Raw genomic sequence first — 15,447 nt, 5'->3', positions numbered from 1 at the left:
AAAATATTACGATTCAGCAAATAGCGACATGACTGAGTCGCCTCTGCTAATGCGCTTGAATGTCTCGGCTAGCAACTCTGCGCATGACAATTGGCGAATCTTGCCGCAGGCTTTTGCTTCGGCAGAAAGTGGAATCGTGTCGACTACCACTAATTCGTCTAGCGGAGAATTGACGATGCGCTCGAGGGCCGGACCGGACAATACCGGGTGCGTACAATAAGCAACGACCTTCTTCGCGCCGCGTTCTTTCAATACTTCAGCTGCTTTGGTCAGGGTGCCGGCGGTATCGACCATGTCATCCATAATCACGCAGTTACGGCCTTCGACTTCACCGATGATGTTCATGACTTCGGAAACGTTGGCTTTTGGACGACGTTTATCGATAATAGCCAGATCGCAATTCAGACGTTTTGCCAGAGCCCGAGCACGTACTACGCCGCCGACATCTGGAGAAACGACCAGCAGATCATCATAATTTTTGCTTACCAGGTCACCCAATAAAATGGGCGACGCGTAGATATTGTCAACAGGGATGTCGAAAAATCCCTGAATTTGGTCTGCATGCAGATCCATAATCAATACACGTTCAACGCCAGCTTCCTGCAACATATTGGCAACCACTTTTGCCGAAATCGCAACGCGCGCTGAGCGCGGACGGCGATCCTGGCGAGCATAACCAAAGTAAGGAATTGCCGCAGTAATGCGACCAGCAGAAGCACGTTTAAGTGCATCAACCATCAACATGATTTCCATTAAGCTGTCGTTGGTCGGCGCGCAGGTCGATTGCAGAACGAAGACGTCTTTACCACGGACATTTTCGTTAATTTCGACGGCTATTTCACCATCAGAGAATTTGGTGACGTTCGCTTTGCCCAACGGAATGCCGAGCTGTTTGGCAACTCCAATAGCTAGTTCCGGGTTTGCGTTGCCGGTAAAAACCATAAGGTTTTCGAGTGCCATGGAGATCCCTGAGTACAGTCGTTAAAAGTTAAAAAGCCAAGTTGAAAATCCAAGTTAAAAAGCCGACAATGCCCGACTGCGACAGTCTTGCGTTGGCGGCTTGTTCTTGTATTGTCGTATTTTTCGCGATGCTACGGGCGGTGTTGCTGCCACATAAAACGCTGTTTCTCTTGCTGCCTTGGTGTTAATTATTTTGTACTACCAACAGATACGGATAGCACAAGAACTTTATGGCAGGGGAGGAAGGACTCGAACCTTCGAATGCTGGAATCAAAATCCAGTGCCTTAACCAACTTGGCGACTCCCCTACGCAACTTGTTGTCGATCAAAATCGTCAATGCGCTAATCTAGCGCTTGCATTTCATGACCAACGAATTAGGGACCAGATTATAGCAAATCTTTTAAAGGATGGAAGCTTATTCCTTTAGCTTTCCACACTTTCCAACGTTGAGGTACTAATTTCAGTACTTCATCGGCTTGACTTTCCTGTTCAAAGGCGCAGAAGACGCATGCACCAGAACCGGTCATCCGCGCATTTCCATATGCGTTCAGCCAATTAATGACTTCGGCAACAGCTGGAAAAAGCTTGGTAGCAACGATTTGTAAATCATTCTTTCCGAAGCAATCCTGATGCCCTGAAAAGTCCGCTATTTTGACCAATTTTGTCGTCCGTGTCAATTCTTCTGACGAAAATATTAACGAAGTGGAAATTTGAACGCCGGGTTCGATGACGATGTACCAGTAATCCCGGGTATCGACTGGCATCAGCGTCTCGCCAACACCCTCGGCAAATGCATTTTGACCGAATATAAAAAATGGTACATCCGCTCCTAATTGCAGCCCGATCACCATTAACTCTGCGCGGCTGAAACCACCGTCCCATAGGTGATTTAGTGCCATTAGTGTCGTTGCGGCATCCGATGAGCCGCCTCCCAGACCACCGCCCATCGGCAATATTTTGTTTACGGTAATGTTGGCGCCGGGTGGTGGTTGACCTAATTTTTTTTGCATCGCCGTTTGTAGCAATTTTGCCGCGCGCACGATCAGGTCAGTTTCCGCCGGTATACCTGGAATGTCGGTAATACGTTGAATGATCCCGTCGTCCCGTGTTTCGAAGTCCAGCAGATCACAGTAATCAAGCAATTGAAACACTGTCTGCAATAGATGATATCCGTCTGCGCGCCGCCCATTAACGTGCAGGAAAAGGTTTAATTTGGCAGGAGCAGGGCAGTTTTTAAGCGTACGGGTCATAACGGATAAAGGTGCGGGTAATAAGCGCCGAAAATGGCGCACATGCTGAATTAAGGCCATCCATTCGCAATCTCACTGACCGCTTTGGTCTGTAAGAATGCAATGGCACGATTTAGTGCGGCTGCGCGCTATCAATCACGATACGGATAGCCACGTCGCCAGCTTGCGCGGTATTGCGCGTCAGATCAATGCGTTTCGGCAGGGGGTTGGCGGCGCCTTCTGCAGGCTGCCAACTAGCATATTGAATGGACCAGTGATCGGTGGTAGTAACGGTTGTCACCCCGTTATCGCTGGCCGGATTGACGTTAAAGGGTTTGCTATTGACATCAGTACCAAAGCCCTGCAACCAGTCCCGCAGACCCGCAATGGGCAGTGGCCATCCCAGTGCTTGCGCGGTCAATAGATCGACATCTGCTGCCGTGCGTGATGGCTGACCGGCTTGATGAAGAGTTGATTGTTTGGGTGTTATATCAATGGTCGCCAAAGTTTGACCCAGCGGGGAAAGCAACGTAACGAGCGTGTGCTGGCTAGTTTGCGCCCAGGTGAAGCTGCCGTGCAGCGCTTGTTCTTTGCCATCCTGTTGATAGCGGACCGACAACCGCCCACTTAAATCAATCGCCTGATGATACGAACGACTAACGCCATTAATAGCTGAAGCGGGTGGTGGCGCAGGCGTTGTGAGTGCCGCGCAACCGCTGATCGTCAAAGCGGCAGCCAGGCTAATGGCGGTAAAAGTAGTGCGCTTTGTCAACTGCGCTAATTTCCGATGAAATCCCAGTCCGCCGCTGGAAATCAACGCATTCAACCCTGACGGGATGTCTGTGCTCATCCTCTGCTGCCAAAGGCGGACAATCCAAGGCATTATCATAGGCGGACGTGCAGGCGTGTCAGCGTGCTGGTTAATGCGGCGTTTTTAGGATCTTTGGCCCGGAGTTCGCGCCATATCTTTTGTGCTTCTTCTTTTTTTCCGGTAGTCCATAAGACTTCCCCTAAATGAACGCCGATTTCAACATCGGGTAATTTACCGTAAGCCGCGCGCAGGTGGACTTCTGCCTCTGTCAGATTGCCCATCCGAAATTCTACCCATCCCATGCTATCGAGAATAAATGGGTCTTGAGGGGCAAGTGACAGCGCTTTCTTAATAAGAACCAACGCTTCCGGGAGCCGAATATTGCGCTCGGCGAGCGAGTAACCCAGTGCGTTGTACGCTTGCTGGCTATTAGGTGCAATTTCGATCAATTTGCGCAGCGATGTCTCCATGACAGCAACTTTGTCGAGTTTCTCCGCCACCATGGCATAGTCGTACAACAGATCGGTATTTTTTGGATAGTGTTTGAGCGCGACTTCGAGAACGTGTAGCGCTTCTATATTGCGATTCGCATCGCGCAAGAATTGTGCGTCGACTTGTGTAACCTGAACTTCTTCGCCCTCGCCATTGGTTTCGATTTGTGCCAGAACTTTTCTAGCGCCATCGATATCGCCACGTTTCGCTATTAATTGCGCGCGTCTTAACTGGGTGTCAAGGTAAGCTTCACCCGGACCAACCTTGGCGAGCCATTTGAGTGCGCCGTCAATATCATTTCGCTCTGCAGCCATTTGGGCCAAAATCTGAAGCGCTTGGGTGTTATCGCGATTTTCGTCTGGATGCGTTTCGAGTTTATCAACATATTGGGTGAGGTATTTTTCGGCCGTTTTGGTGTCGCCAATTTGGGCGTTAAGCAAACCGAGGGCCAACAGCGTGGTCAAATCCTCTTTGTCAGTTTTAAGTAATATTTCAAATTGAGCGCGGGCCTTATCGTATTCTTTTTGTTCGACCAAAGTGCGTGCATAGGCGATGCGGACTTCACGCGCTTTAGGGTGGGACGCGAGAAAATCGGTTAGTGCTTTGCCTGCAATTACTTTGTCTGGTGCGACTTGCGCCACAGTCAGGATCGCCAGCTCAGAATCCGGTTTCAGTTGCAATCCGAGATTGGCTTCTTCGATTGCGCGAGGACTGTCGCCATTCGAGAAAGCTGATTGCGCCAGCGCCAGATGCGCTTCCGGCATGCTTAAATACGGCGCTACAATGGTTTCGAGCATCCGCATGGCAGCGACTTTGTCTTGCGCGCGACTTAACAGACGCTGAATTTGGAAGATGATCAATCCGCGCGTTTGCGGCGTGGCATTCGCCACTCGCTGTTCCAAAATTGGCTGTGCTTCTGCCAGATTATTGCTCAGTATGATGAAGCCGAGAAAATACTGTGTTGCCTCTTCTGAATCGGGGGCAAGTTCACGCCACAAGCGAATGGCGACCAATGCGTCGCCGGCTTGTTTGGCGCTGAGTGCCATTTCGGCAGCGCGACGGGCCGGACGCGGATCGCGGGTCTGTTTAGCCACACTCATTAATGTGACGTAGGCTGATTGCCAGTTGCCGCGCTGAAATGCGATCTCAGAGCTCAACTCTTTGAACAAAATTTCACTGGTTAATTCGACCAACGGTAGGTGCTCATCGGCCTTCTTAACGTTGGCATCGGATGTGTCGTCATCCGATTTTGGCGCAGACGACGCCATTTTTTCGGTGGGCGTATCTTTCGTATCACCGGTGCTATTGGTTGGCGCCAGGCCTGCACATGCAGACAACAAGGTCGAGAGCGTTACAATGGCAAGAGCTTTTTTCAAGGCATTATCCTGACTAGCAAAGCAGAGTTGTAGGGCAGTTCTAATAAAATCAGTGTTTGCTGCAGCTAAACTTTTTAAAGTTAGCCTTGATTTTACGCCCAACCAGAGCGGAATGTGCGACTGCCCCACGGGATTGCAGTTTACGCGTTATCTTAGAATCCGCTTACTATTTGCGGCCTTAACGGCGCTGGTCTATTCCAAGTTCACAATAACGTCGCGTAAAAAACGGCATAGCTGAAATGCACCCGGCATTTTGAGGTGTGTTCGTGTGTTTATTGCGAAGTGAGCGCCAAATCGATGGTCACTCGTGACTACGCAGTAAGATAATGGGCTGATTTTCAAAGTGATATCATCGGGTTATCATCATCTAACTTTTTTGAATGCGTGTACGTTATGCCAGAACTCCCAGAAGTTGAAGTGACGAGACGTGGGGTCGCGCCTTATATTGAAGGCAAGATGGTTACCGAAGTAGTGTTACGGCGGAGTGGACTGCGTTGGCCTTTTCCCTTGGAACTGTCGTTAAGTCTGAGCGGTCGCACGGTTCGCGGTACGGGCCGACGTGGTAAATATTTATTGATTCATTTTGATCATGGTACCTTGATCGTTCACCTTGGCATGTCAGGAAATTTGCGTATTTTGCCACTGGCAACGCTCCCCAAAAAGCATGATCATTTCGATTTAGTTGTTGGTCAGCAGTTGATGCGGATGAACGACCCACGTCGTTTTGGCGCAGTACTCTGGCATGCTATGGAAGACGGCCCGGTTGCGCAGCATGTCTTGTTGGCCAAGCTTGGACTGGAACCGTTAGAAGATGTTTTTTCAGGCGATATTTTGTACGCCCAAACACGTCATCGCAGCGCACCGATCAAGCAGGTATTGTTGGCTGGAGATATTGTTGTTGGTGTTGGCAATATTTATGCGTGTGAAAGTTTATTTGAGGCGGGCATCAATCCAAAGACTGCCGCACAGAGGATCGGCAAGGCGCGGTATGCTAAATTAGCCAGCGCGATCCGCGATATTCTCGCGCGTGCTATCGAAAAAGGCGGCAGCACTTTGCGGGATTTTGTTGGTGCTGATGGCCGCTCTGGCTATTTTCAACAGAGTTATTTTGTCTATGATCGTGCCGGAGAGCCTTGTCGGGTCTGCGGTTCGTTGATCGAGCAAATGAAGCAAGGGCAGCGTTCGACTTTTTATTGTAAAACGTGTCAAAAATAAAATTAAGTAATGGCAATTAATCTGCGGCGTATCGGAGCCGCTTACTATACTGACCTTTATTCGAAGACCAGAAGTTACCGATTGCTAGTTTTAAATAGAAAATCGAATCTGCATCGGAGTGAGGCAAATGCGTTGAATGGGGCAAAATTGAGGCTGACTTCGCATAAATAAGCGCCGCCAGATGGGCTTAACCCACAAAACAATCGTTGAAAGTAGCCGTATAAATGAAGCGTGTCGTGAAGAATTCTCTTGCCAGTGATGGCGTCCTTATTGCGAATAATATCGCTGCCAATAGTGCTGAAGGTGTCGTTGCCGCGGACGTGAGCAAGACCCTATCAGACAACAATCAGCACCTCGTCCATTACGTTGATCCCACGTTTTCTGATGCTGTGATTAGATGGCAGAAACAGCACGGACGGCACGCGTTACCTTGGCAAAATACGCGTGATCCCTATCGTGTCTGGCTCTCGGAAATCATGCTTCAGCAGACACAAGTGACAGCGGTAATTCCTTATTATCAAAAGTTTATGGTGCGCTTTCCAAGCCTGCACAGTCTGGCAGAAGCGCCGAGTGAAGATGTGATGGCGCATTGGGCTGGATTGGGTTACTACACGCGCGCCCGCAATTTGCATCGCTGCGCGCAGCGCGTTGTGGCGGAGTACGGTGGTGTATTTCCCAGCGATCCCTTATTGCTAGAAGATTTGCCTGGCATCGGACGGTCGACCGCTGCGGCCATCGTTGCGTTTTCCTACGGTGTGCGCGCAGCTATTTTGGATGGTAATGTCAAACGCGTATTCGCTCGCGTATTCGGTATTGACGGTTACCCCGGCGCTAAGCAAATTGAGTTACCCATGTGGCGTCGGGCTGTGGATTTGTTGCCGGAGCAAGGTGTCGAATCTTATACTCAAGGCCTGATGGATTTAGGAGCAACACTTTGCACGCGCAGCAAACCGTCTTGTATGGCTTGTCCCTTGGCGCAACGTTGCGTTGCGCTGGCGACTAATAGAGTGGCGGAGTTGCCTGTGCGTAAGCCGAAAAAGACAATTCCAGAGAAGCAAACGTGTATGTTGGTGATTGTTGATGGAAACCAGGTACTTCTGGAGCAACGACCAGATAGCGGTATTTGGGGCGGATTATTATCGCTGCCAGAGTTCGATATGGAGCATGATATTGAATCATCAGTGACGCGGCTGACAGCCCCCTTTGGTACGGTGGCTTCGTGTGAGCCATTACAGTCTTTCCTGCATGTTTTCACCCATTTCAAGCTTCAGATTTCCCCTTATGAAATCCGGCTTGAACGCCGACTTAATATGGCGGCGCAATCAGCGTATGTTTGGTATTCGGCAGAAAAATTAGCAGATGCACCGTTGCCAGCGCCAGTCAAAAAATTATTGCTGGCAGTGTTTCGCCAGGCTGATCTTTTTGTGTAAGCGCACTACGAAATGTTTAATGCGCCACTGCGTCATCAAACCTGATCAGATATTAATTGAACGACATAGGTCGCTCAATTAACTGACAACGTGGCTAAGTTGTCGATGACGCCGGACTACATGCTCGGTCGTTTCAAAATGTTGGGCAAGATGTTCGACCATATAAACGGACCGATGTTGTCCGCCGGTACAACCGATCGCGACCGTTAGATAGCTACGATTGTCTTGTTTAAAGGACGGAAGCCATTTGCTGATGAAGCCTGCTATGTCGTGCAGTAACTCCGCGACCTGCGGCAACTCGTCAAGAAAATCGATGACCGGTTGATCGCGACCGTTCAACGGGCGCAGGACCGGATCGTAGTGTGGATTGGGCAGCATGCGGACGTCAAACACCAGATCCGCATCGAGTGGCACGCCATGCTTGAAAGCGAACGATTCGAACAGCAACGTCAGCGGGGCGTGTTCGGTATCGACCAGATCTTTGATCCAGCCGCGTAGTTTGTTGGTACTCAAATCAGACGTGTCGATGATATGACCAAGACCTTCAATGTCTACCAGCAACTCACGTTCCCCAATGATGCATTCGGTCAGCGTCATACGGTCTGAGGGATTCTGGCCGGGACGTAAGCGATGCGATAACGGATGACTACGGCGAGTCTCAGAAAAGCGTGCGATCAATGCTTCGGTTTGGGCGGTCAGAAAAATAACTTTGACGTCATGACCTTGGGCTTTTAGCTGTTTAATATCGGAAGGAAGCCGTGCCAACGAATCGGCGCTACGTGCGTCGGTGGCAACTGCGAGCATTTGGATGTCCTCGTCGACGCGGGTTGCGACCAATTCCCGTAATAAAGTCGGTGGCAAATTGTCGACGCAGAAGTAGCCAGCATCCTCTAAAACGCGAAGGGCGACAGATTTTCCGGAGCCGGAAATGCCAGTGATGAGAATTATTCGCATAGTCTAATAGGTCGCATGAGTCGTGTTTTTACCGAAATTGCTAAAGATGCTTGTGCAAAATAAGGGTCAAGCAGGCGTCAATACAGCGCCAATCAGAGTCGTCGAAACCGGTTGCGTCAACCCTGTTGGACGTGGTCTGGTAGGGAAACATAACATATCTGGCGAAATAATTTCACATTTGGAATGCGTGCAGAGGCACGCCAACGTTTCACGTGTGCTTATTTTGCCCGAATACTACTTTAATAAATATCGCTTTCGCTGTCCATGACTGCGCGTTGGCGCGCGATGAAGTCTTTAAGCGTGTCGATGCCGCGCAATTGCAAAATGGTATTGCGCACCGCCGCTTCGAGTAGTACCGCTATATTGCGACCGGCGGCGACCGGTATGATCACTTTGCGCACTGGGAGTCCCAGGACATCATCGTAATGCGCATCAAGCGGCAGGCGTTCATAGTTTTCTTCCAAAGTGGCGCGACGCACCAGATGGACGATCAGTTTCAGGCGCATTTTGCGGCGGACCGCAGTTTCACCAAAGATCGTTTTGATATCTAGCAGACCCAAGCCGCGCACTTCTAAAAGGTTTTGTAGCAATGGCGGGCAGCGACCTTCGATCATATTTGGCGCAATGCGGGCAAATTCGACCGCATCGTCAGCCACCAGGCCGTGACTACGCGAGATTAGTTCAAGCCCAAGTTCGCTTTTGCCGAGGCCGGATTCGCCGGTAATGAGTACACCAACGCCGAGTACGTCCATAAATACGCCATGCATGGTGATGCGTTGTGCTAATTTTTTTGATAAATAGACGCGTAAATAATCGATTACCTGCGCGGCCGGCAGCGGTGTCGAGAATAAAGGTATATTTTTTTCGTCGCAAATATCCAGAATGTCGGGCGGCGTGGCCAGTCCTTGCGCGATGATAAATGCCGGTGGCGCACCAGCGACCAACTCTGACGTTTGATACGCGCGTGACGTCTCAGACAGGCGTTTGTAGTATTGCGTTTCCTGATGACCAAAAACCTGAATTCGTCCGGGATGGATCAGATTCAAATGGCCGACTTGATCGGCTGCCGATGCCGCATCTCCTGAAATCAGGCGTTCGCCGCCCGGAAAACCGGCAAACCAGCCGAGTTGTAGCGACTCGCGATTGTCTTCGTATAGTTGTTGAATGGATAAAGGCGTACTTGAGGGCATAGGAGGGCAGTTTGAACAGTTAAAGGGCTGCGCATTGAGTGACCGCCTGCGATTAATCTGGATGTCGCCGCGAATTAACTACAATCGGGAGTTGCATGCGCTCACCCCAATACGCCGGTTTTTACAAATAAATCATGATATTTTGTACTGTCTTTCGTGCTGCCAGTGCCTTCACATTCTTTTATTAGACTTATCTTAGGATTGTTTTCGTCTGCATGCCCGGCGTGTACAATTTGTGTAAGTCCTTATAACTGCGTATCGAGGCTTGTTTATTTATTGTTATTTTTTTAATCTCATTTAATCATGGCCTATTTTGCATCCTTTTAGGTCGCATTTTCGGCGCTCATTGGCTGCCATCCAATGAGCTTTGCATGAATTGAAAGCGGATCAGGATCGGTATTCAGTATCTCCCTAAAAGTATCGCTGGAAAACATTTCTGCTACTTCCGATAGGATTTCAAGATGGTGTTGCGTCGCATGATCCGGGACGAGCAAAAATACCAGCAAACCGACTGGCTCACCGTCGGGTGATTCAAACGGAATCGGCTGGGCTAACCGCACAAAAGCAGCGAGCGGCGCCTTCAAACCTTTGACACGTCCGTGCGGTACTGCAACACCGTGACCAAGCCCGGTTGAGCCGAGTCTTTCGCGCGCAAACAGGTTGTCTGAGACGGTCGAGCGCGCAATGCCGCAATTGTTTTCGAACATGAGTCCAGCTTGTTCGAAAGCACGTTTTTTACTGGAAACTTCCAGATCCAGTACAACGTTTTGTAATGGCAGGATTTTTGCGAGATTAGTCATTTTACGAATCAGTTTCTGCACTGTAGTGATGTTGTGCAGAATTATAGGCCTGAATCTGACTCGTAGCACCTAGTTGCCGCATTGGTTGACGTAAACGTTATATTTTAAGCAGCTATTTAGTCGACCTCAAAGCGAGCAAACAACAACAGTACATCGCCATTACCCTTGTTGCTGGATAAGCGTGGAATATACGAGGCCATCAATTTCGCTTTTTTTGTCCCGATTCCGGCAATTGGCAAAGGCAGTGGAAACGGGAAACCACCGAAATAATCTTGGCGACTGACTAACATAGCAGTGTAACCAGCGCTAAATTCGATTGGCGTTTTTGGCACATTAAAGACCCATTCGTAGGCGTATCCAGCCATTAATTGTGGTTTAAAGTGCGAATCACGAATCCCGAAAAAATACAGTGATTCGTCATTTCCATCAGCATTGCGGAATGTGCGCCCACCGCCTATGCCCCATGCTTTTTCGTTCAACTCCCTGATCCGTTCGGCAGTGTAGGTATTCCGACCATGATAGGCGTAGCCGGATAAATACACTTCCTCTGCGCCATTGTCGGTAATGTTGCCAAGACGGTTTTTAGTTTGTTGCCACCAACCGGCGCTGTCGCTGGTTTCTTGTGCTTCTTGGGCGTAAGAGGTGGTAAAGCAAAGCATCATGATCAGAGTAATCGTAGCTTTTATATAATATAAGTAGTTTTTTTGTACCATAAGGGACTCATTAAAAATAGCAAAAAAGTGGAAGCAACATTTCCCACTCGGCAACGTCATTTTTTGGATGCAAAAATAACGATGATGATCGGTTTTTATTTTTGTTCAGGTGTTGGTGCAAAAAACAGTGCTTCGGCGAAGCGACTGTTCTATGCCTTAAACGATGCATTTAGGTGATGCATCAGTTGCGGATTCGACAATGAGCAATCAAAGGTGTACATAGAAGAAAAATAGATGCTACTGACGTGCGAGACGACGATTGGATGGTGGTGGACCTGAAAAGTTGCAACGCCAAGGATTAATATCCAATCCGCCTCGACGGGTGTAACGCGCATAAACGGATAATTTTTGAGGCGAGCACTGTTGCATGATGTCCATAAAAATGCGTTCGACGCATTGTTCATGAAATTCATTGTGATCGCGAAAACTGATTAAGTACTGTAGTAAGCCTTCCTGATCGATGGGCGTACCGACATATTGAATTTGTACGCTGCCCCAATCCGGTTGCCCGGTGACCAAGCAATTCGACTTGAGCAAATGCGATATAAGTGTTTCATTGACGGGGATGGCATGTCGGTCGGTTTTTAATAAAGATGGTTTTGGCTGATAGTCGGTGACGTCAATATCTAGTCGATCTAGCAATATTCCTTGCGGCTCCTTGATCATTTGAGCGGCAAATGCATCCGCTGTGGTCAGCATTACCTGTACGGTAGTACCAAATCCAAGCGATAAATCGGCACGCAATAACGCCAGCAATGCATCGGTATCGGCTAATTTTGTCTGATTGAAGGAGTTCAGATATAGCTTGAAAGACTTCGATTCGATGATGTTCGGGGAGTCCGCCGGTGCCGTGATGGTTGCGATGGCTACTTGCGGTTTACCACGCAAATTGAGCCACGATACTTCATACGCATTCCAGATATCGACACCGAAAAACGGCAATGCGCCGCGAATCCCGATTTCTTCGCGCTTGCCAGCGCGTGCGATAGAAAACAATAACGTTGGGTCGTATTCAGCTGTGTAAGTGGCAACTTTTCCTAACGGCGAGAATTCTGGCGTAATGGGAGCGTTCATGATTTTGATGGTGCGTAAATGCGTATTCGTCGATTGCCGGCAAAGCCAGAACTCCAGTGTGGCATGGAGAATTTTGAGAAAATATAGATTGAAAAAAACTTTATCGAAGCGCTATCAACGGGGTAGTCGTTGTCGGTCTGATAGTAACGATCAAACGCAATGATCGAGCATAATGATTCAACGACTCACCGTTTGACCGCCAGGACATAAGCTTGGCGGTCAATAAACATACAGACATGAACCTTGGTTAAGGTCAAAAATAGTTAACAAAATACGTTGTATTTCTTTGATGAAGGGATTGCGTAGTGATCCGAATTATTTTCCATCACGACACTTTATTCCAGATATAGTTTATCCCAAAAACAGTTTATAGACAGGGTTCTCACTTTCATCCCAATAGCGATAACCTAGATTATCCAGGAAGCCACGGAATGCTTTCATTTCCTTTTTCGGCACTTGCAGGCCAATTAAGATACGGCCAACGTCGCCACCTTGGCTCCGATAATGGAATAGGCTTATATTCCAGTTTGGTGCCATACAGTCAAGAAAGCGCGTCAGCGCGCCCGGACGCTCAGGAAATTCAAAGCGATATAACAACTCATCATGCGCCAGCGCACTTTTGCCACCAACCAGATGGCGGATATGTACTTTGGCTAGTTCATCATGGGTCAGATCAAGCGTGCTGAAACCATGCTTCTCGAAATTTTTGGCGATCTGTCCAGACTCATCGTACGTTGAGGTTTGCACGCCGACAAAAACGTGCGCAGCTTTTTCGTCACTGATGCGATAGTTGAATTCAGTGACGTTGCGATCACCAACCAATTTGCAAAAACGACCGAAACTTCCGCGTTCCTCTGGTATCGTGACGGCAAATACCGCTTCGCGCGATTGGCCGATATCTGCCATTTCAGAGACGAATCGCAACCGATCAAAGTTCATATTGGCACCGGAAGCGATGGTAATCAGCACTTGATTTTTAATCGGCTTGCGGGTGCCTTTAGCGCGCTCGATATAGGCTTTGGCACCGGCTACTGACAACGCTCCGGATGGTTCTAGAATACTTCGCGTGTCCTGAAATACATCTTTAATGGCGGTACAAACTGCGAATGTGTCGACCAGAATGACTTCATCGACATACAGTTTGGCGAGACGAAACGTTTCTTCCCCGACAAGTTTGACGGCAGTGCCGTCGGCAAATAGCCCTACATCGGCTAAAGTAATCCGGCGACCCGCTTTAAGACTGCGCGCCATCGCATCCGAATCGACCGTCTGGACGCCGATCACCTTGATTTCGGGCCGCACCGCTTTGACGTAGGCGGCGATTCCTGCAATCAAGCCACCGCCACCAATAGGGACGAAAATTGCGTGAATTGGTGCTGCATGCTGGCGCAGAATTTCCATGCCGACTGTACCCTGACCTGCAATGACGTGTGGGTCATCAAATGGATGCACAAAGGTCAGCTTATGTTTTTTCTGCAGCGTTAATGCGTGGTTATAGGCTTCGGTGTACGAATCTCCAAACAGCACTACTTCGCCGCCACGGGCGCGTACAGCATCGACCTTGACCAGAGGTGTTGTGGTCGGCATAACGATCATGGCGCGACAACCAAGTTTAGATGCCGACAAAGCCAGACCTTGGGCATGATTACCCGCGGACGCACAAATGACGCCGCGTTTGAGTTGCTGCGGAGTCAAGCTCGCCATTTTGTTATATGCGCCGCGCAATTTAAAACTAAACACGCTATGCATATCTTCGCGCTTGAAATAAATCTGGTTCTCCATCTTCAGAGACAGCGTCCGCGCCAGTTCAAGTGGCGTTTCCTGCGCGACGTCATAGACGCGGGCGGTCAAGATTTGCTGCAAATAATCTGTAGTCATGGTCAGGTCAAATTAGCGCGCTGCGGCAGATTAGGAAGCTCCTGAATCGCTAGCGCCAGGTCAAGTTTAAGGTCTATCCGAAATGTAGACAGCCGATCATTATAATGGACCGCTTTGCGTGTTGGCGTGAATGGCTTTATAAGCTGCTATTTAGTCGTTATTTCGGTAGGTATTCGGCACTTGTTTTAAAAGCATGCGCCCTTTTTTAACCCCTTCTTTTTAAATTTTTATGATTGAATCAGCTGTTGTATGGGCGTTAGGCGTGCTTGCGATACCGACCGTTGGGTTATGGTCGGTGTTCATCGTCAGTTTTGTATCCGCCACTTTGTTACCAATGGGCTCAGAGCCCGCCGTGTTTGCGGTCATCAAAGCTAACGGTGCGCTTTATTGGTCCGTCATCGTGGTCGCCACCGCTGGGAATACACTCGGTGGCGCATTGGACTATTGGATGGGGTACAGCGCCAAGCAGGCATTTGCACGCGAACGCAAAAGTCGTTGGTTCCATTGGTTGGAGCATTACGGCCCAAAAACGATGCTATTGAGCTGGTTACCGATTATCGGCGACCCCATTTGCACTTTGGCAGGTTGGTTGCATTTGTCGTTCTGGCCAAGCGTCATGTATATGGCAATCGGCAAATTTTTACGTTATATCGCTATGACATGGATACTTATGTCATTACCGGATGGATTCTGGCGGCAGCTCGCGCACTGGCTGTTTTAACAGCGCCATATTCTGAATTAATGGCGTAATTCTGGTGTATAAATAATACGTATCACGCATTGCTAACCAGATGAAACGGATTGTTTATACAATAAGTCCATGCAGAAAGATGCCAGCCAATGCGGGAGTGATCAACAACATGACCAGTGGCGGCACGATACGGACTTGCCAAGGTTGTGCGCTTAGCAAGTGAGAAAGGCCAGAGTAGCGATTGGTAAGTACTTGATGACGAGTGCGCATGTTTAGACTCCAGTTCAATGAGAAAGGTTATAGCGCTAAGCTGAATAAGCCGACTGCTAGCCTTTGCACTCGGCGTATTCGGCGAGTGTGACAGCAACGTTGTCGAAGATGACGATCATAAATTGATGCCACATAATTGCTTTCGTATGATTGTGCGATACATTAATTATAAAATAAAACTATTAATTATTAATAGTTGATTGTTTTTATCGATTCAATTGCTTATTGCTATGACGCAATCTATTATTTTTGTAAAGATATAATTTTTCACAAATGCGATTTTAGTTATCATTTTAACCATTCTAATCTACGGATTTTGATGCTGAAATTGCGGCCATGCACAAATTGATGTCGCACAAACAC

Annotated in this window: 14 protein-coding genes and 1 tRNA gene; 3 read left to right on the top strand and 12 right to left on the bottom strand. The window is 48.6% G+C overall.

Features of this window, described 5'->3' with window-relative positions; translation table 11 throughout:
- Positions 1-6: 6 nt before the first annotated feature.
- The 5 genes from RGU75_RS04795 to RGU75_RS04775 form a co-directional block, all read right to left on the bottom strand.
- Positions 7-960, bottom strand: a complete 954-nt coding sequence (locus RGU75_RS04795; RefSeq protein WP_205323061.1) for a ribose-phosphate pyrophosphokinase — start codon at positions 958-960, stop codon at positions 7-9.
- A 231-nt stretch (positions 961-1,191) separates the two neighbouring features.
- Positions 1,192-1,268, bottom strand: a tRNA-Gln gene (locus RGU75_RS04790).
- 79 nt (positions 1,269-1,347) lie between these two features.
- Positions 1,348-2,211, bottom strand: a complete 864-nt coding sequence (ispE, locus tag RGU75_RS04785) for a 4-(cytidine 5'-diphospho)-2-C-methyl-D-erythritol kinase (protein ID WP_322240242.1) — start codon at positions 2,209-2,211, stop codon at positions 1,348-1,350.
- 112 nt (positions 2,212-2,323) lie between these two features.
- Positions 2,324-3,040 carry an outer membrane lipoprotein LolB gene (locus RGU75_RS04780; RefSeq protein WP_322233491.1) on the bottom strand — a complete coding sequence of 239 codons (717 nt, stop codon included), beginning with the start codon at positions 3,038-3,040 and terminating at the stop codon, positions 2,324-2,326.
- Between the two features lie 35 nt (positions 3,041-3,075).
- Positions 3,076-4,869 (bottom strand): tetratricopeptide repeat protein, encoded by a 1,794-nt coding sequence (locus RGU75_RS04775; RefSeq protein WP_322233489.1) that lies wholly within the window; start codon positions 4,867-4,869, stop codon positions 3,076-3,078.
- A gap of 393 nt (positions 4,870-5,262) precedes the next feature.
- Here RGU75_RS04775 and mutM point away from each other — a divergent pair, with 393 nt between their 5' ends.
- Entirely contained in the window at positions 5,263-6,084 is an 822-nt protein-coding gene (gene mutM, locus RGU75_RS04770; RefSeq protein ID WP_322233487.1) for a bifunctional DNA-formamidopyrimidine glycosylase/DNA-(apurinic or apyrimidinic site) lyase, read from the top strand.
- A gap of 320 nt (positions 6,085-6,404) precedes the next feature.
- On the top strand, positions 6,405-7,514 hold the full coding sequence (gene mutY, locus RGU75_RS04765) for an A/G-specific adenine glycosylase (RefSeq protein WP_322240240.1): 1,110 nt from the start codon (positions 6,405-6,407) through the stop codon (positions 7,512-7,514).
- A 78-nt stretch (positions 7,515-7,592) separates the two neighbouring features.
- Here the strand turns inward: mutY and rapZ are convergent, their stop codons facing one another.
- From rapZ to ilvA, 6 genes are all read right to left on the bottom strand, one after another.
- The gene (gene rapZ, locus RGU75_RS04760) at positions 7,593-8,468 is read right to left on the bottom strand and encodes an RNase adapter RapZ (protein ID WP_322233486.1); all 876 of its coding nucleotides are present in this window, start codon (positions 8,466-8,468) and stop codon (positions 7,593-7,595) included.
- Positions 8,469-8,707: 239 nt separating this feature from the next.
- Positions 8,708-9,658: an HPr(Ser) kinase/phosphatase gene (hprK, locus tag RGU75_RS04755; RefSeq protein WP_205323068.1), complete on the bottom strand. Its 951-nt coding sequence runs from the start codon at positions 9,656-9,658 to the stop codon at positions 8,708-8,710.
- Between the two features lie 323 nt (positions 9,659-9,981).
- The gene (locus RGU75_RS04750; protein WP_322233483.1) at positions 9,982-10,458 is read right to left on the bottom strand and encodes a PTS sugar transporter subunit IIA; all 477 of its coding nucleotides are present in this window, start codon (positions 10,456-10,458) and stop codon (positions 9,982-9,984) included.
- 116 nt (positions 10,459-10,574) lie between these two features.
- The gene (locus tag RGU75_RS04745) at positions 10,575-11,120 is read right to left on the bottom strand and encodes a hypothetical protein (protein WP_322233481.1); all 546 of its coding nucleotides are present in this window, start codon (positions 11,118-11,120) and stop codon (positions 10,575-10,577) included.
- A 288-nt stretch (positions 11,121-11,408) separates the two neighbouring features.
- On the bottom strand, positions 11,409-12,245 hold the full coding sequence (gene queF, locus RGU75_RS04740) for an NADPH-dependent 7-cyano-7-deazaguanine reductase QueF (RefSeq protein WP_322233479.1): 837 nt from the start codon (positions 12,243-12,245) through the stop codon (positions 11,409-11,411).
- Between the two features lie 351 nt (positions 12,246-12,596).
- The gene (gene ilvA, locus RGU75_RS04735; RefSeq protein ID WP_322233477.1) at positions 12,597-14,123 is read right to left on the bottom strand and encodes a threonine ammonia-lyase, biosynthetic; all 1,527 of its coding nucleotides are present in this window, start codon (positions 14,121-14,123) and stop codon (positions 12,597-12,599) included.
- Between the two features lie 229 nt (positions 14,124-14,352).
- On the opposite strand from ilvA, the gene RGU75_RS04730 reads away from it, so the two are divergent.
- Positions 14,353-14,844 carry a YqaA family protein gene (locus tag RGU75_RS04730; RefSeq protein WP_322233475.1) on the top strand — a complete coding sequence of 164 codons (492 nt, stop codon included), beginning with the start codon at positions 14,353-14,355 and terminating at the stop codon, positions 14,842-14,844.
- Between the two features lie 84 nt (positions 14,845-14,928).
- Here RGU75_RS04730 and RGU75_RS04725 read toward each other — a convergent pair whose 3' ends face one another.
- Positions 14,929-15,084: a hypothetical protein gene (locus RGU75_RS04725; protein WP_322233473.1), complete on the bottom strand. Its 156-nt coding sequence runs from the start codon at positions 15,082-15,084 to the stop codon at positions 14,929-14,931.
- Between the last annotated feature and the right edge of the window lie 363 nt (positions 15,085-15,447).

The sequence above is a fragment of the Glaciimonas sp. CA11.2 genome (assembly GCF_034314045.1).
GTDB lineage: Bacteria > Pseudomonadota > Gammaproteobacteria > Burkholderiales > Burkholderiaceae_D > Glaciimonas.
The sequence above is the reverse complement of the archived record's forward strand: the minus strand, read 5'-3'. Positions and strand labels throughout refer to the sequence as shown.